This window comes from Embleya sp. NPDC005575 (assembly GCF_040605455.1).
Taxonomy (GTDB): domain Bacteria; phylum Actinomycetota; class Actinomycetes; order Streptomycetales; family Streptomycetaceae; genus Embleya.
In genome coordinates, this window is sequence record NZ_JBEXCV010000066.1 from 22,513 (window position 1) to 43,420 (window position 20,908).

A 20,908-nucleotide genomic window follows, 5' to 3' on the forward strand; every position below is an offset into this window, starting at 1 on the left:
TCGGTGCCGTCGGGAGTGGATTTCTGGCAGGCTCCGGGTCACCCCAGGAAGGACGCGCCATGCAGACGAAATCGGGAGCCGAGCGGGCTCCGGCCGAGGCCGACCACGCGGAGGCGGGCGCCGCCGCGCCGCCGCGGCGGCGCCACGCGCAGTGCAATCGGGAGCGCATCCTGGCCGTGGCCCGGACGGAACTGATCCGGGACGCGGACGCGTCGATGGACGACATCGCGCGGGCGGCGGGCGTGGTGCGGCGCACCGTGTACGGGCACTTCCCCAGCCGTGAGGCACTGGTCGCGGGGCTGGCCGAGGAGGCGCGGCGGGACATCCTGGGCGCAGTCGAGGGCGCCATGCGGGACGGGGATTTGCCCGAGGAGGCGGTGGCCCGCTTCGATCTCGCCGCCTGGCGCGGCGGCGATCGATATCGACTGCTGATCAGCTTTGCCCAGCGCAATCTGGACGACGGCGGGATCCCGGCGATGCTGGCGCCGGTGCGGGAGCGCTCGATCGAACTGATCGCTGCGGGTCAGCGCACCAAAGTATTCGCCGACCACCTGCCGGCGCCGGTGCTGGCGCTCGCGTTGGAGGGGATGTGCGTGGCGCTGCTCCAGGCGGTGAACGAGGACGTGCAGGTGACCGCGGTCGACCAGGCGGTGGCCTCGCTGGTCGCACTGGGTGTGCCGGCCGTTCGGGCGATCGAGGTGGTCACCAGGGTCGCCGCCGCGGACGAGGCCGCTGCGGCGGGCACGGCTTGAGTTTCGTCCACGACGAGGCGGACCGGTCGGCGGGCCTGCGGATGCCGGCGGCCGTGCTCCGGCAGGACCGGAGGGCCGCGCCGGCCTTCGACGCGGCGGCCCGGCGGCGGGAGCGGGCGCCGGGCATGCGGCGCGCCACCCCCTCGTGCGGGCGCTTCATGGCCGAGGAGGCACCGATGGCCGGAGCCCCGCGCGAGTTGTTCCGCTGATCACGCCGGTGGCCGTCGCCGGGCCCAGGTCGGTGATCAAGCCCGGCAGGTCGCGCATCGACTTGAACACGGTGGTGTGCGGACCCTCCAGCAGGTGCGGCGCGATCAGGTCGCTCGCGTAGGCGAACGAACGCATCCCGGCCGCGCGGGCCGCGAGCAGGCCGTTGACGCTGTCCTCGACGACGACGCACCGCTCGGGGGCCACGCCCATGCGGGCCGCGGCGTGCAGGAACACGTCGGGCGCGGGCTTGCCGTGGGCGACCTCGCTCGCGCTGAAGATTCGGCCGGCGAACCGGTCGTACAGCCCGGTGCGGCCCAGCGTGTGCGCCATCTTGTCGTGGCTTCCGCTGGAGGCCACGCACGTGGGCAGGCCGAGGTCGGCGATGGTGTCCACCGCGTACTCGATGCCGTCGACCGGACTCAGGGCGGTGTCCACTTCGATCCGGTGCAGGCGCTCGAAGCCGCGCGTCCACTCGGCGGCGGTGTCCGCCCCGACGCGCTCGGCGATCTGCTCGGCGATCGACGCTGAGGAGCGGCCCACGAACCGCTCGATCACCTCGGCCGGGGTGAGCGGCCAGCCGTGTTCGGCGCCCAGGGCCACGTGCACGCGGATGGCGATCGGCTCGCTGTCCACGAGGACGCCGTCGCAGTCGAAGATGACGAGTCCCACAGAGTTGATCATGAACGGAGCCTAGAGCGCCACGCCTCCTGTGGGGCGGTGGGGGCGAACCCGCTCGGAGTTCTCGTGAAGATTTACTGGACTCCGTCAAGGTAATCCGGCATGGTCGGCGCATGCCTCACCACCCTCCCGTCGCCCTCGTCACCGGCGCCAGTCGCGGCATCGGCCGTTGCGGCGCCATCGCCCTGGCCCGCGCCGGCTACGACGTGGTTCTCACCGCCCGCACCGTGCGTGAGGGGGAGGGCCGCGGTGGGCCCACCTCGTCCACGGCGGACCCGACGCCGTTCGCGATTCCCGGCAGCCTGGAGAGCACCGCCGGCGAGATCGAGGCGCTGGGCCGGCGGGCGCTGCCGATCCGGATGGACCTGATGGACCGGCGCTCCATCCTCGACGCCTGCGACACGGCCCTGGACACCTGGGGCCGGGTCGACCTGCTCTTCAACAACGCCATCCACCAGGGCCCGGGTGCGATGGACCGGATCCTCGACCTGCCGATCGAGGCCGCGCAGAACCTGCTCGTGGGCAACTACCTGCACCAACTCGTGTTGATCCAGCGGCTGTTGCCGCACCTGCTCGAACACCCGCGCAGCCACGTGGTGAACATGACCTCGGGCTCGGCCCGACTGAATCCGCCCGGCCCGGCCGGCGCGGGCGGCTGGGGCATCGCCTACGCCGCGTCCAAGGCCGCGTTCGGGCGGGTCGCCGGCGTGCTGCACGCGGAGTATCGCGAGCGCGGGCTGCGCGCGTTCAACGTCGACCCCGGCTTCGTGCTCACCGAGTCGCAGAAGGCCCGCGGATCGAGCGGCCACCTCCAGGCCAACTTCACCGCGGCCACGCCCGACATCCCGGGCGAGATCGTCGGTTGGCTCGCCACCGCCGCGGACGCCGATCGCTTCGCGGGCGAGACGGTGTTCGCACAGCGGGTCTGGAAGGAACTGCATCCGGCCGACGCGTGAGCGGCCGCGGGCGACCCCACGGCCGCGCCTGCACGTGGCCGCGCCGTGCCACACGAGCGGCCGGCGCGATACGCGGGCGCGCCGCCGGCGGGCCGCCGCGCCCGCGGGATCGCCGTCGATAGGGTCGCCCGATGGCCACAGTCGTCGAACCGATCTGCTATCCGATCAAGGGCCGCGCCGGCACACCGTGCGATCGGGCGCTGCTGACGCCCGCCGGGCTCGCCCACGACCGCGCCTTCATGGTGGTCGACGCGGACGGCGCCTTCCGCACCCGGCGCCGCGATCCGCGACTGGCGCCGATCCGCCCGGAGATCGGCGCCTGAGGCATCAGCGGGGCAGCGGGCCGACGTACACCCAGGCGCCGTCGTGGCGGACGAACCGGCTGTGCTCGCGCAGCGTGTCCTGGTGCCCGTGCTCGCGGTAGGTCGCGATGAACTCGACGGTGCCCTCCTGATGGAACGGCCCGCCGTCGGTGCTCGCGAGCACCTCCAGACCAAGCCACCGCGTGCCCGCGTCCGGATCGAGCCGCTCCGGCCGGGTGTCGGGATGCCAGGTGCGCAGCAGGTAGGCCGCGTCGTGCACGGCGAACGCGCTGTAGCGCGAGCGCATCAGCGACTCGGCGGTGGGCGCGGGGGAGCCGGCGTGCCGCGCGCCGCAGCAGGCGCCGTAGGTGTCGGACAGGCCGCAGGGGCACGGCGAGCCGGCGGTGACGGCGTGGGGTCGAGGGCGTGAGGTGCGTCGGGACATGCCCCGATTCTGGCCCACCCGGGGCGCGTCGCGCCTACCCGGTGGGGGTCGGCGGCGACGGTGCCAGGCAGGGGCCGGGCAACAGGTCGCGGATCATCGCCTCCCACTCGTCGGTGCTCGGCGGCGCGTCGGTGAGCAGGGCCTGGATGAGCAGGCCGTCCAGCGCGCCGACGAAGACCCGGACCCGGACCGGGTCGGTGGTGAAGCGCAGCGCGAAGTCGGTGACCGCGGCCATCCAGTGATCGGTGGACTCGCGCAGCTCCGGTCGCCGAGCGGCGAGCAGGAACAGTTCGTACTCGGCGACCAGCAGGCCGGGCGCGGTACAGATGTGGTTCAGGTGTTCGGCCAGCGCGCGCCGGGTGTCGCCGGGGGCGGCGGCGATCGAGCGCACGTGGATCGCGTCCGCGGTCATGCACGATGTGAGGGCCGCGGTGAGCAGGTCGTCGACCCCGGCGAAGTAGTACGTGGAGGCGCTGGTCGGCAGGCCCGCCTCGCGCGAGACGGTGCGGTGGCTGACCCCGGCCGCACCGTCGCGCTCGACCACGCGCAGCGTGGCCTCGATCAGCGCCCGACGGCGGCGTTCGCCCTTGGCCCGGCGGCCGTCGACGGCTTCCTCGATCAGTGGGATTCACCTTCTCGTACGGGGGCGGCACTGGGCAGCGAGCCGCTGTGCGCGACGGTGGTCCCGGTCGCGCGCGGCGCGGTGCGGCGCAGCACACGGTATCCACCCAGCGCCACCGAGGCCGCCAGCAGGGCCGCGCCGGCGGCGACGCCGAAGCCCGCCCGGGCCCCGAAGTGGTCGACGACCATGCCGGACAGCGAGGAGCCGGTCGCGACGCCGATGCCGATTCCGGTGGTGGTCCAGGTCATCCCCTCGGTCAGCCGCGCGGGTGGGACCAGGCGCTCGACCAGGCTGATGGTCAGGATCATGGTGGGCGAGATCGTCATGCCGGCGATGAAGACGGTCGCGGCGAGTACGGGCAGGTTGCCCGCGAGCAGCAGCGGCGGGATGGTGACGGCGGTGCAACCGATGCTGATCAGCAACATCCGGGGCAGCGGGGTGGCGAACTTGAAGGCGCCGAAGGCGATCCCGGCCACGCAGGAGCCGGCCGCGTAGGTGGCCAGCACGAAGCTCGCGGCGCCGCGTTGGCCGTGCTCCTCGGCGAACGCGATGGTGACCACGTCCACGGTGCCGAAGATCGCGCCGATCGCGATCAGGGTGACCACGAGCACCTGGAGGCCCCGGATGCGCATCACCGACGTGGTCCTGCCCGCGACGCGCGGATGCGGCGGGGGCTCGGTGCCGCGCTGCACGGTGAACAGGAGTACGCCGATGGTGAAGAAGACGATCGCGGCCAGTGGGCCGGCCTCGGGGAAGGCCGCGACGGAGAGCTGCACGGCGATGATCGGGCCGAGGATGAAGCACACTTCGTCCACCACGGACTCGAACGAGAACGCGGTGTGCAGGTGCGGCGAACCCCGATACAGCACCAGCCAGCGGGAACGGACCATGGCACCCATGCTGGGCATGCAGCCGGCGGGCAAAGCGCACGCGAACAGGGTCCAGTCCGGGGCGTCGTAGCGGGCGCAGAGCAGCAGCACGCCCATCGCCAGCACGCTGACGGCGGTGGCCGGGACGAGTATCCGGCCCTGGCCGTAGCGGTCCACGAGGCGCGATATCTGCGGCGCGATCAGCGCGGTGGCCAGTGCGAACGTGGCGGCCACCGCGCCGGCGAGACCGTACTCGCCGCGCAGTTCGGAGAGCATGGTGACGATGCCGATGCCGCTCATCGAGATGGGCATGCGGGCGATGAAGCCGGCTGCCGAGAATCCCTTGGCGCCGGGCGCGGTGAAGATTTCTCGGTAGGGGTTGCGCACGGGAGTTCCCGTCGATAGGAAAATAAAGTGGGACGTTCGTTCCAGTTTCTATCACGGGGCGTGCGGCGGACCAAGCCGCTTTCGCCCCGACCCAACGCGGCCCGACATGCCGACGCGGCGGCCGGCTCGTCGTCGACCGCCGCGTCACCGGATCGGGTTCGGTCAGGCCGGGTCGACCGTCCAGTCGGGGTGACCGGGCATCGGCGGTGTGTGGGCGCCGTACAGCCACGGGGTCAGGAACGGGGCCAAGTCGCGGCGGGCGACCTCGGAGGCGAGCTTGATGTAGTCGGCCGTGCTCGCGGCGCGGCCTCGGTAGCGGGTGGTCCAGGCGCGTTCGATCCGGGCGAAGGTGTCCGCGCCGACCTCGGCGCGCAGCGCGTAGAAGACCAGCGCAGAGCCGTCGTAGCGCATGCGCTTGAACAGGTTGGGCTCGGTGGGCTCGGCCGGCGCGCCGGTGTCACGGCGCCAGATGTCGTGTTGCCGGTAGGCATCGCGCATCAGCGCCTCCAGGTTGGCACCGCCGTTCTCCTCGCTGTAGACCCGCTCGTAGTAGCGGGCGTGCCCCTCGCTCAGCCACAGGTCGGACCAGTGCTCCATGGCCACGCTGTCGCCGGTCCACTGGTGCACGAGTTCGTGCACCATGTTGCGTTCGGCGTTGACCTTGTCGCCGAGCAGGTCGGCCTTCGGGATCAGGGACAGCGACTGGGTCTCCAACGCGACGCCGAGGTCGGTGTCCGCCACGAGCAGCCCGTAGCTGTCGAATGGATAGGGGCCGAGCCTGCTCTCCACCCAAGCTAGATGACGGGGCGTCAGCGAGCGGTACCGCTCGACTCGGTCGACCAGTTCCGGCGGGACCGCGTCGCGCAGCCGGGTGCCGTCGGCGGCCTGGCCGTCGATCAGTTTGTACTTGCCGACGGCCAGCTGGAAGAGCTGGCCGGCCACGGGCTGCCGGCTGTCGTAGGTCCAGCGGGTGCGGCCCGGCGCGGCCCGCCCCTTGTGCGTGAGGGTGCCGTTGGACAGCGCGACGAGGTCGTCGGCGGCGGTGATGTGGACCGTCGTGCGGGTGCGCAGGCTGGGGTGGTCGTTGTTCGGGAAGATCATCTTGGCGCCGTCGGGCTGCGGGTAGATCACCGTGCCGTCGGGTGTGGGGATCCAGCCGAACGTCTCGATCGCGTCGTCGCGGTGCCGCTGTTGGGTGGGGTCGGCGGTGTACTCGACCCGCACCGTGAACGAGCGGCCCTTGCGCAGCGGCCGGGCCGGGGTGATCACCAACTCGTCACCCTCGCGGGTGGCGGTCGCGGGTCTGCCGTCGACCGTGACGCGGCCGAGCGTGTTGCCCGCGAAGTCGAGGTCGAATCGGGACAGCGCCTGGGTGGCGGTGGCCTCCATGGTGGTGGTCGCCGGGAACGCAGTGCCTGGCGCCTGCCAGTCGAAGTCGAGCGTGTAATGGTCGGCGCGGTAGCCGCCGTTGCCGCTCAGCGGCAGCAGTGGATCGCCGATTCCGGGTGCGCCGGGAGTGGGCCGGGCGTCGCTCGCGTGCGCGCCGGCTGCGCCGGCCGCGGTGAGGGTCAGGGCGGTCGCGATGGCGAGGAGGGCGTGTGGTGGACGTCTCATGCGCTTTACCCTGTGCCGGCTTCGTCGCTCGCGGTAGTGCCCGAGGCGCCCTTTCACCCGGGTGGCATGGCCCGTCCCGGGGCTTGCCGCAATTATCGGCAACCGGACGAGTGAACGTTCGTGCGCGGCCCGCCCGGCGACCCGGGACCGTTGCCCGATCCCGGGCCGCCGACCGTCGGTTGCCGGTCAGGCGCGCTGTTCGGTGGCGCGTTCGGCGGCCTTCTCGGCGGCCTTGTCCGCCTGGAAGCCGTCCTCGTCGCGGCCCTTGCGCCAGTAGCCGGAGAAGGAGATGTCGGCGCGGTCGACCCCGCGCTGGTCGACCAGGTGTCGGCGCAACTCCTTGACCACGCCCGCCTCGCCGTGCACGAACGCGTGCACCCGACCGGTCGGGAAGTCGAGCTTGCGCAGCGCTTCGAGCAGATCGGGACCCGCGTCGCGGGTGATCCAGGTGAGGTCGAGATCCAGCTCGGGGTGGGTGGCCGGCAGGGTGCCGGTGGGGGCCTCGGCGGCGGTGCCCACCTCCAGGAGTGCGATCGCCTTGGCCGCGGCGGGGAGCCGCTCCAGCGAGGCGCTGATCGCCGGGTACGCGCTCTCGTCGCCGATGAACAGGTGCCAGTTCGCCTCGGGGTCGGGCGCGTAGGCGCCGCCGGGGCCGATCAGGCGCAGCGTGTCGCCGGGGCGGGCGCTCGCCGCCCACGGGCCGGCCAGGCCCTCGTCGCCGTGGTGGACGAAGTCGATGGTCAGTTCTCCGGTGTTCGGGTTGTTCGCGCGCACCGTGTAGGTACGGGTGCGCGGCCAGTGCTCGCGCGGGAGTTCGGCGCGGATGGTCTCCATGTCGAACGGCTCGGGGTAGGTCACCCCGGGCAGCGGGAAGAGCACCTTGACGTAGGCGTCGGTGTAGCCGTTGTCGGTGAAGTGTCGGTATCCGTCGCCGCCCGCGACGATCCGGACCAGATGCGGACCGACCCGTTCGCTGCTGTGTACCTGGAGTTCGATCAGTTTGCGGTTCTTGCGTACCGGGCGTTCCGCCATGGAGGTTCTCCTCACCTGCGCTCTGCGACTGGTCCCGTGCCAGTTAGGTATACCTAACCAGCGCGGGTCGCGGGCTGTTCCTCGGGGGTGGCTCTCTTGTGCAGGGTGTGCCCGGCCGAGCAGACGTTCACCGCCACGGGGTGAGGTCGGCGCGCTTGGGCGGGCGGCCGTCGCCGGAGGAGCGGCCGGTGGCGCGGCGGGCGAGCCAGGGGCCCAGATGGGTCCTGGCCCAGCGCACGTCGGCGCGCCGGCGATCCGTCCAGGCCTGCGGCGGGGCGGCGGGCAGCGGCGCGCGCCAGTCGAACTCGGCGGGCAGGCCCAGAGCTTGTGCGGTGGCCTCGGCGACCCGGCGGTGCCCCTCGGTGGACAGATGCAGACGGTCGTCGGCCCACATCCGGGGGTCGTCGAACGCGCGCGCGGTGAACAGGTCGACGACGGTGGCGTCGTGCCGCGCGGCGACGGTGTCCACGAAGGCGACCAACTGCTCGATCCGGGGCATCAGTCGGGCCGAGGAGCGCAGCCGGCGGGTGGGGTCGGTGCTGCGGAAGAGCACCAGATGCGCGCCGCCGGCGGCGAGCTTGGCGGCGGCCTGTTCGAACACCGCGCATACCGCGCCGACGTCGCAGCGTGGGCGCAGCACGTCGTTCAGGCCGCCGGCGAGGGTGATCAGGTCGCCGCCGAGCGCGGTGGCGGTGTCGACCTGCTCGTCGGCGATCTGCCGGATCAGCTTCCCGCGCACGGCGAGGTTGGCATAGCGCAACGTCGGCGTGTCGACGGACAGCCGCTCCGCGAGGAGGTCGGCCCAGCCGCGATAGGTGCCGTCGGCGGCGAGATCGGACATGCCCTCGGTGAAGGAGTCACCGACCGCGACGAAACTCGTGAAGGTGGGATGTGGTGTGTGCATGGCCGGAAAAGCCTAGCCGCGCGCGGCGCGGGTCGCGCACGGGTCGGGCTCGACGGCGCGGTGACGGCGGGCCGCTCGGCAGCGGTTTGCACCCGGGCACGCCGGGCCACTTGGTGGCGGTCGCACCGGTGGTGACGGGGCTACGCGGCGAGGGTCCGAGACTCGGCGAACGGTCGGCCGCTCAGCGACGGCGGGCCACGCCGAAGAAGTAGTCGCCGAGCAGGGTCTTGCTGCCGATCACGTCGAGCCCGTGCCGGGGGAGTTCGTCGAGGAAGTCCCGGTCGCCGAACCGGTCTTCGGTGGGGTGGTCGAACAGGAAGGCGAGGCTGGGCCGGGCCAGCGCGCGAGCGGTCATCTCGGAGAAGTAGAACCGGCCGCCGGGGCGTAACACCCGGCCGACCTCGGCCAGGCACGCGCGCCAGTCGGTGATGTGGTGCACGATCGCGAAGTCGAAGACGGCGTCGTAGCTCGCGTCCGCCGCGCCGATGCCGGCCCGCAGGTCGGTGGCCGAACACTCGACCAGCGCCACCCGGCTGTTGCCGTGCCAGCGCCGGCGGGCCTTGGCGAGCGACGCGGAGTCCAGGTCGATGCCGTCCACCCGAGCCGCGCCGAACCGGTTCAGGATCAACTCGATGCCCCTGCCGGTGCCGCAGCCGATCTCCAGGGCGTGCGCACCGGGGTCGAGCCGCCCGCCCAGGCGCAGCAGCAACGGCGTCTCGTACCAGATCTGCGGGGCCCGGCGGAGGGGGCTGGCGACGACGATCTTCTCGACCGTGTTCATCCGCATGGCGTACTCCCCCTGGTTGCCGAGTGTGGCCGGCGCACCACGATGGGCCATGTCGTGGGCTGCGTCAAGGATGTGGGCGGCGGGTGCGGTGCGCCCTCCTGGGCGAGGGACGGAAGGCGTTAGCCTTCGACGCGAGTCGGTGGTGCGAGCGCGCCGAATTCGCCGAGTGAGGCCGGTCCGGGCGCGGGTCGGTCGGGGCCGTGACCGAGGGTGGGTGCGATGAGCCGGACCGCGATGACAGGAACGCTGACGGTGTTGCTGGTGGAGGACGATCCGGGCGACGCGTTGATGATCGAGGAGGCGTTGCTCGATCGCGAGCAGGGACACACGCTGTGCCGGGCCGCGGACGGCATGGAGGCCCTCGAGTGGTTGCGCGCCCACCCTCGGCCGGACCTGGTGATTCTGGACCTGAACATGCCTCGGATGGACGGCCGTGAGTTGTTGTCGGCAATGAAGGCCGACGAGCGGTGGCGGACGATCCCGGTGGTGGTGCTGACCACGTCGGCCGCACCGGACGACGTGCGGCGCAGCTACGACCTGCACGCCAATGCGTTCGTGACCAAGCCGGTGGAGTTGGAGTCGTTCCTGGCGGCGGTGCGCGGCATCGACGAATTCTTCCTGCGGTTGGTGACCCTGCCGCGCGAGTGAACGGTGCTCGACGCCCCGCCATTCGGGCGCGGCTCGCTCACCCGGTCGGGGGGATCAGCAGGGCGATGCCGTCCAGCAGGCGATCGAGTCCGAAGTCGAAGAGCGAATCGAGATTCAATTCCACGCCCGGATCGCTCAGCGCGGCGGTGTACAACGGGAAGTGACCGCTGCGCAGGATCAGGTCCATCGTCTCGTCCTGCGCCTGCATCCACTCGTCGCTGGAGATGCCGGTGGCACGCTCGGCCTCGAACTCGGCCGCGATGTTGACGGCGGTACCGCGTACGTAGTTCAAGATCGTGACCGCGATGTGGATCATCACCTGCGGCGACAGCCCGGTGAACTCGGCCATCGCCCACTCCACATGCGCCATGCCGCGCACCGTCGGCAGCGGACGCGTCATCGACATGACCTGGGCCAGCCACGGGTGCCCGCGGTACATCTGCCACTGAAGCCGGGCCGAGCTCTCCAGCCGGGCCCGCCAGCCCACCCGCTCGTGGGACGGGATGGGCTGCTCGGCGAACACGTTGTCGGCCATCGCCGCGAGCAGGTCCTCCTTGCCGGGTACGTGCCGGTACAGGGTCATCGCGGCCACGCCCAGTTCGGCGGCGATCTGCCGCATCGACACGGCGGCCAGGCCGCGTTCGTCGGCGATCGCCACGGCCGCCGAGACGACGCGCTCGCGGGTGAGTTCGGCGTCGGTGCGCGGGGGATGCACGGGCGGTACGGCGATGGTCTCGGCGCGCGGACGCGGGCGGCCCGGGCGGTCGGCCCGGCCGGGGGGATCGGCGACCACGGTGCCGATGCCGCGTACGGCGCGGACCAGGCCGGCCTCGCGCAGCGCGGTCAGGACCTTGGTGGCGGTGGCCATCGCCACGCCCCACTCGGCGGTGATCGCCCGGGTGGAGGGGACCCGGTCGCCGGGCCGCAACTCGCCGCTCTCGATCCGGCGGCGCAGTTCGGCGGCGATCCGGATCGAGGGGGCGGTCGGGTCGTTGGGGTGGGGCATCGGGGCCTCCCGGGCGGGTTGGGCGGGCGGTCGGGCAGGCGATACGGCGGTGCACTAGGGCGGTTGTTGGTGCACTATAGGGCACGCGTGGCTCTGAGGCCTAGTGCACTAGTTATGGTGCACTACTTGAGAAGCCTTTATTTGCAACGAAATCTGCGCCATTGCATCCACCTGTCAAGCATGCGTACCCTGTACGAGACATCAGCGTACGCCGTATAGGTGCACCAGCGGGGGAGAGTCCCAGTGACGAACATCGAGACATCCGAGCGGCCCGAGTCGGTGCCGTTGGCGGGGCGGCGGGAGTGGATCGGGCTGGCCGTTCTGCTGCTGCCGCTGCTGCTGGTGAGCATGGACGTGTCGGTGCTCTACTTCGCGGTGCCGTTCATCGGCCGTGCGCTGGAGCCCACCGGGACGCAGCAGTTGTGGATCCTGGACATGTACGGATTCGTACTCTCCGGTCTGCTGATCGTGATGGGTGCGCTCGGCGATCGGATCGGTCGGCGTCGACTGCTGCTGGCGGGCGCGGCGTTGTTCGGCGGCGCATCGCTGGTGGCGGCGTACGCGCACAACGCGGAGACGTTGATCGCGGCCCGGGCGCTGCTGGGTGTGGGCGGCGCGGCGCTGATGCCGTCCACGCTCGCGCTGATTCGCACCATGTTCGCCGACCCCAGGCAGCGCGGGACCGCGATCGCGATCTGGACGGCCGTGATGACCGGCGGGATCTCGCTCGGGCCGATCCTGTCCGGCGTGCTCGTCGAACACTTCTGGTGGGGCTCGATCTTCCTGATCAACGTGCCGGCGATGGCGATCCTGCTGTTCCTGGTCCCGGTGTTCGTGCCGCGCCATCGGGGCCTTGCCCAGGGGCCGTTCGACCTGATCGGCGCGGTGTTGTCGCTGGGCACGCTGTTGCCCGTGGTGTACGGGATCAAGGAGATCGCCCGCTCCGGCGCGGCCACCCTGCCGGTGCTGAGCATCGGCTTCGGGCTGATCGTCGGCGCGTTGTTCGTGCGTCGTCAACTCACGGCCGCACACCCCCTGTTGGACTTGGAACTCCTGCGCATGCGGGCGTTCGGCGGCTCGGTGGTGGCCAATGTGTTGTCGATGTTCGCGATCGTCGGCTTCGCCATCTTCACGACGCAGTATCTGCAATCGGTGCTCGGGATGAGCCCGTTGCGGGCCGCGCTGTGGAGTCTGGTGCCCTCGGGGGCGGTGGCGGTGGCCACTCCGGTGGCCACCGTGCTGGCCCGACGGATGGATCGGGCGTGGGTGATGTTCGGCGGATTCGTGTTGGCCGCCGGCGGCTTCACGGTGCTGACCGGGGCCCGGCCGGACTCCTCGTTGGGGCTGTTGCTCGGCGGGTCCGCGGTGTACGCGGCGGGCGTGGTCGCGGTGATGACCCAGGTGACCGAGATGGCGATGGGCGTCGCGCCGGCCGATCGTGCCGCGTCCGCCTCCGCGGTGTTGGAGTCGGGGAGCGAACTGGGCGGCGCGCTGGGCATGGCACTGCTCGGCACGATCGGCGACGCGGTCTATCACCGCGCGATGGCGGACACGGCGCCGAGCGGCCCGGCCCGGGAGACGCTCGGCGGGGCGCAGGCCGCCGCGGCGCACCTGCCGGAAGACTCCGGACGGGCGCTGGTGGACTCGGCTCGGGACGCGTTCTGCGACGGGATGAACGCGGCGGCGGTCGGGGCGGTGGTGGTGATGGTGGTCGCGGCGGCGTACTGCGTCCGGTTCCTGCGGGGTGTGCCGATCGCGAGTGGTGGTGCGGGGGAGGGCACTGCGGGATCGCATGCGGATTCCGGCGCGAGTTCGGGCGCTGTTTCGGATGGGGTGGGCGACAAGGCGGCGGTTGGGGCAGGGGAGACGTCGAACCTGCGGTGAACGACCGGGCGGCGGGGACGGGGACACGATCGGCTCGGCGTCGGTCGTACCCCTGCCCCCGCCGCCCGGTGGCATGTCCGCGGTCGTTCGGTGGCCGGCTCGTGAGTCGATCCGGGCTCGGGGCCCGGGCGAGTGATGGGGCCGGCGCGGTTCACTTTCGACCGCAGGCGCGGGCGGTGTGGATGGTGGTGGCGGCCAGGTAGAAGGCGTCCGGGCGCCACAGGATGCCGGTGTCGGCGTCCGTGTCGAGCAGGGCGTCCAGGGTGACCAGGTCCTGCGCGTCGAGGCGGTCGGCCAACAGGGCCCGGCGGTGCGTCAGTTCGGCGTACAGGTGTTCGCGAGGCGCGGCGTCCAGCGGCGACGGCAGGTCGATCAGGAACGAGTGCGAACCGGTGGGCACCAGGCCCGCGCGGGCCAGCATGGCCGGCCAGTCCTCGACCTCGGCGCGGGCACCGGGCAGGGTCGCGCGCAACTCGGCGAACCAGTCCTCGTGCGCGGCGTCCAGCCGGGCCTGCAGACCCGGCCGGCCGATGCCGATGTCGCGGGGCAGGAAGCGTGGGGCCAGGCCGCGTTCGACGACCGCGATCACCCCGCCGGGGCGCAGCACCCGGGCCAATGCGTCCAACGCGGCCTGTTGGTCGCCCAGGTGGTGTACGACGTCGCCGGCCCAGACCAGGTCGGCGCTGCCCAGGGCGTCCAGGCCCGCGGGCAGGTCGACCCGGTGGGTGCGGACCCGGTGGCCCAGGCCCTCGCGCCGGGCCCGGGCGCCGGCTCGGGCCAGCAGGCTCGGGCTGTGCGCGCCGGTGACCACGTCGGCGTTGGGGAAGTAGCGGGCCAGCAGGCAGGAGGCGATGCCCGGGCCGCCGCCGAGGTCGAGGATGCGGTCCACCCGGGCCAGCGTGTGGTCGCCGTACAGCGCGAGATCGCGCAGGCGCGCTGCGGCCTGCTCCAGGAACGGGGCATGCAGCTCGGCCTCGCGTTCGAGGTGCCGACCGGCGGCGTCCCGATCCGGATCGTCGGGGCTGGTGTGGATGGTCATCGCTGGGTCTCCCGAGGTCGGGGCGCTCATCGCGGTGGGCGGCCGGGTCCGTTCGTGTGCGTCGCGGGGGACAACGTCGGAGCATGGGCGCGGTAATCCACGGCGGTGCTGGTGGATTCGAAGCGGGGCGTCTTGGTCGGCTCGGGGGCTTGGCGGAGTGGATCGGGCGGTGCCGGTGACGTCGCGGCCGACCTGGTCGGCTCGGTCGGTCGCGTTCGAAGGGGGCCGAGCCGGCACGGGAGTGTGGGGCGCCGGGACGGATACGTTGGTGTCGGGCGGGGATACGGGTGCCTTGTCCGGTGGTTCGACAGGGGAGTGGGATGTCGGTGACGGAGCCGAGCGCGGGGTGTGTTGCCGGGGCTGCGGATCGGCATCGAGGACGTGCGTGTGGTGGCCCCGGCGAGTGAGTTCGTGATGGCCGGCGTCGTACCGCGAGGTGCAGGTGCGTGCGGATGGCGGCGGGGATGTGCGGGCTGCGACGGTCGTGTTCGAGCGGGACGCCTCGACGGTGCACGGGTTGCGGTGGCGGCATCTGCACGAGACGTGGGTCGAACGCTCCTGAGGGTGGGGCTGGGGGCCCGGGGCGGCGGTGCGGGGTCGGCGGTGCGTGGAGCGTGGTCACCCACTCGGAGGAGGCGGACGCGTGGTGGTGAGTGACGGCGCGGCCACGCGGGACTGCTTTCGCAAGTCGTGTTGCATGTCGTTTCGCGCGTCGTTTTCGCGCGTCGTTTTCGCGCGTCGTTTCGCGCGTCCTAGGGTCGAGGGATGAGCGACGAGACCGTGTACAAGCTGGTGGGCACCGACGAATGGGCGACCGCAATGCGGCGCGGGACGTTCGAAGGGTCCGGAATCGACCTGGTGGACGGGTACGTGCACCTGTCCACGGGAGCGCAGGTGGCCGAGACTGCGCGCCGCCACTTCGCCGGCCGCGCCGCGTTGACCCTGGTCGCGGTTGATCCGGGCGCCTTGGGACCCACGCTGCGTTGGGAGCCGTCGCGGGGTGGGGACCTGTTCCCGCACGTGTACGGCGCGGTGGAACCGGCCGCGGTGTGCTGGGCCGAGCCGCTGGAACTGCCCGCGACGCCCGACGGCGACACGGTCGCCGAGGCGGTCCGGCAGGTCTTGCGGGCGCGCGGACACTGACGCGGCGGCGTGACCGGGTGTGACAGTCGCGACGCCGTGAAGTGATGGCGTAATTCGTGGGGTACGTGTCGTGGACGCCATGGTCGGTGTGCGCGACGCTGGAGGGGTGAAAGAGCGCGAGGTCGTTTTCGTCGTCTTCGACGGGTTCCATTCGTTGGATCTGGTCGGTCCCTACGAGGTGTTCGCCCAGGCCGGCGGATATCGCTGTTCGGTGCTGGCGCGGCGGGCCGGGATGGTGGATTCGCACAGCGCGTTGCCGGTGTCCGCCGGGTTCGGGATCGGGGACGTGGCCCCGGAGACCGTGGACACGCTCGTCGTGGTCGGTGGGGCCGGCGTGGACGCGGCCTGCGCCGACCACGAGTTGGTGGCATGGGTGGCGGCGACGGCGGTCTCGGCGCGCCGGGTCACGTCGGTGTGCACTGGGGTGTTCCTGTTGGGCGCCGCCGGGTTGCTGGAGGGGCGCCGGGTGACCACGCATTGGCGCTGTGCCGCGCAGTTGGAGCGTGCCTACCCGGGTGCGTTCGTGGACGTGGATCCGATCTTCGTCCGGGACGGGCGGCTGTGGACGTCGGCGGGGGTGAGCGCGGGGATGGACCTGGCACTGGCCCTGGTCGAGGACGACGCGGGCCGTGAGGTGGCCCTGGAAGTGGCCCGCGAGCTGGTGTTGTTCCTGCGTCGACCGGGTGGCCAGTCCCAGTTCGGTGTGCCGCTGTGGGGGACCCGTCCGGTGGGCGATCCGTTGCGCGGTGCGGTGGACGCGGTGTCGGCCGACCCCGGCGCCCGGCACTCGGTGGCGGACCTGGCCCGACGCGCCGGCATGAGCGAGCGGCACTTCCAGCGCCGGTTCACCGCCGAGATGGGCGTCGGGCCGGCCGGATACGTGGAACGGGTGCGGGTCGAGGCGGCCGGTCGGGCGTTGGCCGAGGGCGCGGATCCGGTCGAGGCGATCGCGCGCCGGTGTGGATTCGGTACGGGCGAGACGCTGCGGCGCATGTTCCATCGGCATCTGGGGGTCACGCCCAGTGAATATCGGGAACGGTTTCGGTCCACGGGCCCGGTGAATTCGGCGAGGCCGGCGGATTTGGCCGGTTCGGCGGGTTCGGCGGGTTCGGCTGGTTCGGTGGAGTCGGTCGTGTCGGCCGAGTCGTCTGTGTCGATGAAGGAGACGTTATGACCATCTACGGGCTGCTGATGTTCGACGGACTCGAAGAGCTCGACCTGGTCGGGCCCTGGGAGGTGTTCACCGCGTCCGCGATGTTGCGCGAGGGCGTGGACACCGTCACCACGATCGCGGCCGGCGTCGAACCGGTGCGCTGCGCCAAGGGATTGCGCCTGCTACCCGAGCACACTTTCCTTGAACACCCACGCCTGGACGTGCTGTTGGTGCCGGGCGGGGTCGGGACTTGGACCGAGGTGGGCCATCAGGCGTTGATCGGGTGGATCGCGCGTACCGCGAGGGACGCCGCGTGGGTGACGAGCGTGTGTACCGGAGCGCTGCTGCTGCACGAGGCCGGCCCCGCGCGGGGGCGCCGAGTGGCCACCCACCACGCGTTCGAGGACACCCTCGCGGCACGCGGCGACATCACCGTGGTCCGCGACGCCCGCTACGTCGTGGACGGCAACCTGGTCACCAGTCAGGGTGTTTCCGCCGGTATCGACATGGCGCTGTGGTTGATCGGACGCCTGCACGGAGTCGAACACGCCCGCGCGGTACGCCGCTACATCCAGTACGAGCCGGCTCCGCCGTACCTGGCGGACGCCCCTGCGGCGTGAGCACGGCGCCACGGCGTGTCGAGTCGTCGGGGTGGCGGTGGGGGGTGTCGGTCGGCGTCCGGGTGTGCGGCGAAGTCGGGCTACTCCGAGAGGGATTGCGCCGAGAAATTGCGCAGGCTGTGCAATCGGTCCCAGTGCTGAGTGATGCGCTGTAGGCCGGTCGCGGTCAGGGCGACGTTCGTATTGGGCTTGCGGTGTACGAACCGCTTCTCGATCGTGACCAGTTCGGCCTCGGCGAGCTTGGTCAGGTGGCTGGAGAGGTTGCCCTTGGTCAGTCCCGTTGCGCGCTGGAGGAATACGAAGTCGGCGGACTCCACGGTGGACAGCACCGTCATGATGGCCAGCCGGCCCGGCTCGTGGATCAGCCGATCGAGGATCGGCCCGTCGCTAGGCGCCGACATCGCTGCCGCCGAGGTCCGGACCCTGGGCGGGACCGAAGGCGCGCTGGAGCGCCGCATGATCGAGGACCCCCGTCACTATCGTTGCCACGCCGACGAGCATAAGACCACCGTTGATTTTGCCCGCAGCCCCCACATCCCCCCAGATCGGCAACAGGCCGGCCACCGCGAGCGTGCCCCAGACGGCCACATGGTGTGGCCTCGGCCGCATGCCGACGGCGTACGAGACGTACATCACCGATGCGAGCGCGGCGGTGGTGGTGCTGAGCGGCAGGGCGACGTGCCAGTCCAGGTTCACCGCGCCGGCGACCAGGGCCGCACCCGCGGCGGTGGCGATCGCGGCTCGCGTGCGGGCTCGGCCCGACGGGGTGACCCGACCGTAGTTCTCGGCGTAGTAGCGGGCCGCCCACAGGTAGACCGCCCCGGCCACGCCCACGAGCGCCCCCGCGGTCCAGGTGACCCATGCGTGATCCAGCGGCCCCCATCGCAGGTTCGTCACTCCGGCGACGATGAACAGGACGCCGGCCGGGATCGAGAGCAGTCCCCTGAGATAGGAGTAGTCCGCCGCAGCCGATTCGAGGCTCTTACGATCCATTGCGATCCTCCCCAAACTGGTTTGTGCTACAGACTCTACGGCTCGATCGGCGTGTTGCAAACAGGTTTGCGACGCAAACTTCGTGTGGGCGGGTGAGTGGATCGGGGTGGCGGAGACGCGTGGGTGACGGCCGGCGCTGGTACATGAACACTGCGGGCGCGGGCGAGAACGACGCCGGCTTCAGGGGGTGGTGGCCGGGATGCCGGTCGGGGTGGGGCGGGTTGGGGGGTGGGGCAGGGTGATGCCGAAGTGGTCCTGGTAGGCGGCCAGGACGGCGGCGTCGTCGGTGAGGTGTTCTTCGTGGCGGTCGGTGCCGGTGGTGCGGACGAGGGTGCGGTCGCTGATGGTGATGCGGCCGTCGGGGGTCGGGCGCGAGCACAGGGGGGCGCGGGTGAAGTGCGACGTGGGCGAGGTCTGATGCCACCAGCAGCCGGCCACGAAGTCGCGCAGGTCGCGCGGTCGCGGCTCCAGGCGGTATTGGGGCCGGCCGTCGTGCAGGATGTCGAGTTCGCCGTACTCGCCTTCGACTACGCGGAACACCCCGCCCGGGTCGCGCTGGTCGGTACGCAGGTCCAGACGCACCGGGTGGTGGGTGAACCGGCCGAATCCGACGTCGGCGAGCCACGGTCGGTCCAGGTCCACGCGCAGCGCGAGGTGGTCGAACGGGATGCCCAGGCGGCCCTGATCGTCGTACGTGCGCGCGGCGAGCAGCGTGACCCGGTAGCCGAGGGCGCGCAGCAGCGCGGCGAACGCGCCGCCGAGTTCGTAGCAGAAGCCGCCGCGGCGCCGGTCCAGGATCTTGGCCAGGAGCGCCTCCTCGGTGAGTTCGACGGGCCGGCCGAGGTGGATGTCGAGGTTTTCGAACGGCACTGCGAGCAGATGCCGCCACTGAAGATCGGCCAGGGCCGCAGCGTCGGGATGTGCGGGGCGCGCGGCATCGAGAAGGGTGAGGTAGGTGTCGGCGCGGTCGTGGTCCACCGTGTCTCCGTGCTGTGTGAGTGCGCCATGCGATGTGATGCGTGGTGCGTGGGGTGCCGAGCGACTCGGCGGCCCTCATCATGCCGATGCCCCCGACCCCGCTCATCACGGGGCGATACCGGCATCCATCCCGCTCGGTCCCGCCGCATACGCGGGGCGCAGGCGTCTCGGTACGGAAACCGCATGCCGCACAGCCCACGCGGGGTGGTCGTGCCGCGCGTCGTGGCGGCCCTGGTGGCCGGCCGGGTTCGACGGCCACGATCGGGCGGGCACCGGCCCCGGAATCGCGTCGGTTGCCGGTGGCAAGCGGGCGGGATGTCGGTCGGCGGACCGCGGCGAGCCGGTCGGCCGACGGGCACCACGCCCACGATCGCGCCCCTTGTCGGGTGCGCGAGCCGAGGCGGCTAGGTTGGACGGCATGCTTGTGGCGTTGATCGATTCCGGGACGGGACTGTTGCCGACGGCGGGGTGGCTGCGACGGTTGCGGCCCGACCTCGACCTACTGCTGTGCATGGACCCCGATCACATGCCCTGGGGCGACCGCGGCGAGGCGATGATCACCCGACGGGTGCTGGCCGCCGCGGACCTGGCCGCCGAGCGCGGTGCCGAGGGCATCGTGGTGCCGTGCAACACCGCCACCGTGACCGCCCTGGACACGCTGCGCACGCGCTGCGAGCCCGCCGTACCGGTGGTGGGCACCGTGCCGGCGATCAAGCCCGCAGCCGGCTCCGGCGCCCCGTTCGCGGTGTGGGCCACCGTCGCCACCACCGCGAGTGCGTACCAGGCCCGCCTGATCGAGGAGTTTGCCGCCGGCCACACCGTGGAGCGGGTGGCCTGCCCCGGCCTGGCCGAGGCGATCGACCGGGCCGATCAGCCGGCCGTCGAGGCCGCCATCGCCGACGCCGCGCGGCGTACCCCCGCGCACTGCGTCGGCGTGGTTCTGGGATGTACGCACTACCCACTCGTCGCCGACCGGATCGCCGCCGCGCTGCCCGCCGGGGTGGGGCTCTACGACAGTGCCGAGGCGGTCGCCCGCCAGACGCTGCGCCGGCTGGGCCTGGCCGAGGACCCGGACGCGCTGCCCGGCACGGTCGAGGTCACCCTCAGCGGACGCCCCGGCACGCTGCCGCCGAACGCGCTGGCCTATCCGCTGGGCCGCGCGCTCGCCGCCGGCGTTCGGCCGGTGCCCGTGCGTGCGCAGCCGGCCTGAGTGGACGCGGATCGCACAACCCGCACTACGCGTTCCAGGTCCTGGTGCACAGCACCAGTTGGTAGCCGTCCGGGTCGACGACGGTGACGCCGTACTCGTCCCAGTACGGGTTGTGCGCGGTGGTCCGGGTGCCACCGGCCGCGACCAGGCGGTCGATCAGCGCGGGGTCGATCGGCTCGCCCAGGTAGAGCACGAACAGGTCCTCGACCGTGGGCGTGGGCGGCAGCGGGTTCTCCGGGTCGATGGTCAGTTCGAAGTGCCAACCGCCGCCCGGGATGCCGACCATGACCAGGTCCCACTCGCCCGAGACGCGCTCGGTGGTGCGCCACAGGACTTCCAGGCCCAGCCCCTCGACGTAGAAGCGTTCGGCGGCGGCCAGGTCGCGCGAGGGGCGGGCGACTCGTACGTGCGTGTCGGTGCTGATCATGTGGCTGAGATTAGTGGGTGCCCACCGGCCCTCGACGGCGTGTGCCGACCCGGCTCGACCGAGTGCCGGTCGCCCGCGAACCGGACGGATCCGACGGGACCCGAAGCGGTCCGCGGGCATCGCACGGGCCGAGCCGGGTGCGACACCGATGCGCCCTGCCGGCGGGGGGGGCGGGGGCGCGGGGCGGGGCCCGGGGGGGGGGGGGGGGAGGGAGGCGAGGGATCTACGCCAGACGACTAAAAAGTAGTG

Annotated in this window: 22 protein-coding genes and 1 pseudogene; 9 read left to right on the plus strand and 14 right to left on the minus strand. The window is 72.0% G+C overall.

The window, feature by feature from the left end; all coding sequences use genetic code 11:
* Positions 1–59: 59 nt before the first annotated feature.
* Positions 60–752, plus strand: coding sequence for a TetR/AcrR family transcriptional regulator (locus tag ABZS54_RS22440; protein ID WP_355538742.1), 693 nt, complete (start codon positions 60–62; stop codon positions 750–752).
* Positions 753–908: 156 nt separating this feature from the next.
* Here the strand turns inward: ABZS54_RS22440 and ABZS54_RS22445 are convergent, their stop codons facing one another.
* Positions 909–1,643: an HAD family hydrolase gene (locus ABZS54_RS22445; RefSeq protein WP_355538745.1), complete on the minus strand. Its 735-nt coding sequence runs from the start codon at positions 1,641–1,643 to the stop codon at positions 909–911.
* Between the two features lie 110 nt (positions 1,644–1,753).
* Between ABZS54_RS22445 and ABZS54_RS22450 the strand changes: the two genes are divergently transcribed.
* Together ABZS54_RS22450 and ABZS54_RS22455 are read left to right on the plus strand one after the other, a co-directional pair.
* Positions 1,754–2,596: an SDR family oxidoreductase gene (locus ABZS54_RS22450; RefSeq protein WP_355538748.1), complete on the plus strand. Its 843-nt coding sequence runs from the start codon at positions 1,754–1,756 to the stop codon at positions 2,594–2,596.
* Between the two features lie 131 nt (positions 2,597–2,727).
* Positions 2,728–2,916 (plus strand): annotated as a pseudogene (locus tag ABZS54_RS22455) (MOSC N-terminal beta barrel domain-containing protein); the annotation flags it as partial.
* A gap of 7 nt (positions 2,917–2,923) precedes the next feature.
* Here ABZS54_RS22455 and ABZS54_RS22460 read toward each other — a convergent pair.
* From ABZS54_RS22460 to ABZS54_RS22490, 7 genes are all read right to left on the minus strand, one after another.
* Positions 2,924–3,343 (minus strand): YchJ family metal-binding protein, encoded by a 420-nt coding sequence (locus tag ABZS54_RS22460; RefSeq protein WP_355538751.1) that lies wholly within the window; start codon positions 3,341–3,343, stop codon positions 2,924–2,926.
* 34 nt (positions 3,344–3,377) lie between these two features.
* Positions 3,378–3,887 (minus strand): TetR family transcriptional regulator, encoded by a 510-nt coding sequence (locus ABZS54_RS22465; protein ID WP_355538754.1) that lies wholly within the window; start codon positions 3,885–3,887, stop codon positions 3,378–3,380.
* A 74-nt stretch (positions 3,888–3,961) separates the two neighbouring features.
* Complete coding sequence (locus ABZS54_RS22470; protein WP_355538757.1) at positions 3,962–5,221, minus strand: MFS transporter; 1,260 nt, start codon at positions 5,219–5,221, stop codon at positions 3,962–3,964.
* Between the two features lie 162 nt (positions 5,222–5,383).
* Positions 5,384–6,835, minus strand: coding sequence for a M1 family metallopeptidase (locus ABZS54_RS22475; protein ID WP_355538760.1), 1,452 nt, complete (start codon positions 6,833–6,835; stop codon positions 5,384–5,386).
* A 186-nt stretch (positions 6,836–7,021) separates the two neighbouring features.
* Positions 7,022–7,867, minus strand: coding sequence for a siderophore-interacting protein (locus ABZS54_RS22480; RefSeq protein WP_355538763.1), 846 nt, complete (start codon positions 7,865–7,867; stop codon positions 7,022–7,024).
* A 127-nt stretch (positions 7,868–7,994) separates the two neighbouring features.
* A complete protein-coding gene (locus ABZS54_RS22485) occupies positions 7,995–8,771 on the minus strand; it encodes an SGNH/GDSL hydrolase family protein (RefSeq protein ID WP_355538766.1) in 777 nt (258 codons plus the stop codon).
* A 181-nt stretch (positions 8,772–8,952) separates the two neighbouring features.
* Positions 8,953–9,609: a class I SAM-dependent methyltransferase gene (locus ABZS54_RS22490; protein WP_355538769.1), complete on the minus strand. Its 657-nt coding sequence runs from the start codon at positions 9,607–9,609 to the stop codon at positions 8,953–8,955.
* 168 nt (positions 9,610–9,777) lie between these two features.
* Between ABZS54_RS22490 and ABZS54_RS22495 the strand changes: the two genes are divergently transcribed.
* Complete coding sequence (locus ABZS54_RS22495; RefSeq protein ID WP_355538772.1) at positions 9,778–10,206, plus strand: response regulator; 429 nt, start codon at positions 9,778–9,780, stop codon at positions 10,204–10,206.
* Positions 10,207–10,243: 37 nt separating this feature from the next.
* Here ABZS54_RS22495 and ABZS54_RS22500 read toward each other — a convergent pair whose 3' ends face one another.
* On the minus strand, positions 10,244–11,212 hold the full coding sequence (locus tag ABZS54_RS22500; RefSeq protein ID WP_355538775.1) for a TetR/AcrR family transcriptional regulator C-terminal domain-containing protein: 969 nt from the start codon (positions 11,210–11,212) through the stop codon (positions 10,244–10,246).
* Positions 11,213–11,455: 243 nt separating this feature from the next.
* Here ABZS54_RS22500 and ABZS54_RS22505 point away from each other — a divergent pair, with 243 nt between their 5' ends.
* Positions 11,456–13,096, plus strand: a complete 1,641-nt coding sequence (locus ABZS54_RS22505) for an MFS transporter (RefSeq protein WP_355538778.1) — start codon at positions 11,456–11,458, stop codon at positions 13,094–13,096.
* A 151-nt stretch (positions 13,097–13,247) separates the two neighbouring features.
* Here ABZS54_RS22505 and ABZS54_RS22510 read toward each other — a convergent pair whose 3' ends face one another.
* The gene (locus tag ABZS54_RS22510) at positions 13,248–14,135 is read right to left on the minus strand and encodes a class I SAM-dependent methyltransferase (protein ID WP_355538781.1); all 888 of its coding nucleotides are present in this window, start codon (positions 14,133–14,135) and stop codon (positions 13,248–13,250) included.
* A gap of 765 nt (positions 14,136–14,900) precedes the next feature.
* Here ABZS54_RS22510 and ABZS54_RS22515 point away from each other — a divergent pair.
* From ABZS54_RS22515 to ABZS54_RS22525, 3 genes are all read left to right on the plus strand, one after another.
* The gene (locus ABZS54_RS22515) at positions 14,901–15,278 is read left to right on the plus strand and encodes a DUF952 domain-containing protein (protein ID WP_355538784.1); all 378 of its coding nucleotides are present in this window, start codon (positions 14,901–14,903) and stop codon (positions 15,276–15,278) included.
* A 106-nt stretch (positions 15,279–15,384) separates the two neighbouring features.
* Complete coding sequence (locus ABZS54_RS22520; protein ID WP_355538787.1) at positions 15,385–16,452, plus strand: GlxA family transcriptional regulator; 1,068 nt, start codon at positions 15,385–15,387, stop codon at positions 16,450–16,452.
* On the plus strand, positions 16,449–17,051 hold the full coding sequence (locus ABZS54_RS22525; RefSeq protein WP_355538790.1) for a DJ-1/PfpI family protein: 603 nt from the start codon (positions 16,449–16,451) through the stop codon (positions 17,049–17,051). Before ABZS54_RS22520 ends, ABZS54_RS22525 begins: the two co-directional genes overlap by 4 nt.
* An 80-nt stretch (positions 17,052–17,131) precedes the next feature.
* On the opposite strand, the gene ABZS54_RS22530 is transcribed toward ABZS54_RS22525, so the two are convergent.
* The 3 genes from ABZS54_RS22530 to ABZS54_RS22540 form a co-directional block, all read right to left on the minus strand.
* Complete coding sequence (locus ABZS54_RS22530; protein WP_355538792.1) at positions 17,132–17,452, minus strand: transcriptional regulator; 321 nt, start codon at positions 17,450–17,452, stop codon at positions 17,132–17,134.
* Entirely contained in the window at positions 17,439–18,044 is a 606-nt protein-coding gene (locus ABZS54_RS22535) for a hypothetical protein (protein ID WP_355538795.1), read from the minus strand. Before ABZS54_RS22535 ends, ABZS54_RS22530 begins: the two co-directional genes overlap by 14 nt.
* Positions 18,045–18,224: 180 nt before the next feature.
* Positions 18,225–19,022 (minus strand): arylamine N-acetyltransferase, encoded by a 798-nt coding sequence (locus tag ABZS54_RS22540; protein WP_355538797.1) that lies wholly within the window; start codon positions 19,020–19,022, stop codon positions 18,225–18,227.
* Positions 19,023–19,440: 418 nt separating this feature from the next.
* Here ABZS54_RS22540 and ABZS54_RS22545 point away from each other — a divergent pair, with 418 nt between their 5' ends.
* Complete coding sequence (locus ABZS54_RS22545) at positions 19,441–20,232, plus strand: aspartate/glutamate racemase family protein (protein WP_355538799.1); 792 nt, start codon at positions 19,441–19,443, stop codon at positions 20,230–20,232.
* A 25-nt stretch (positions 20,233–20,257) separates the two neighbouring features.
* Here the strand turns inward: ABZS54_RS22545 and ABZS54_RS22550 are convergent, their stop codons facing one another.
* Positions 20,258–20,659: a VOC family protein gene (locus ABZS54_RS22550; RefSeq protein ID WP_355538801.1), complete on the minus strand. Its 402-nt coding sequence runs from the start codon at positions 20,657–20,659 to the stop codon at positions 20,258–20,260.
* Positions 20,660–20,908 lie beyond the last annotated feature (249 nt).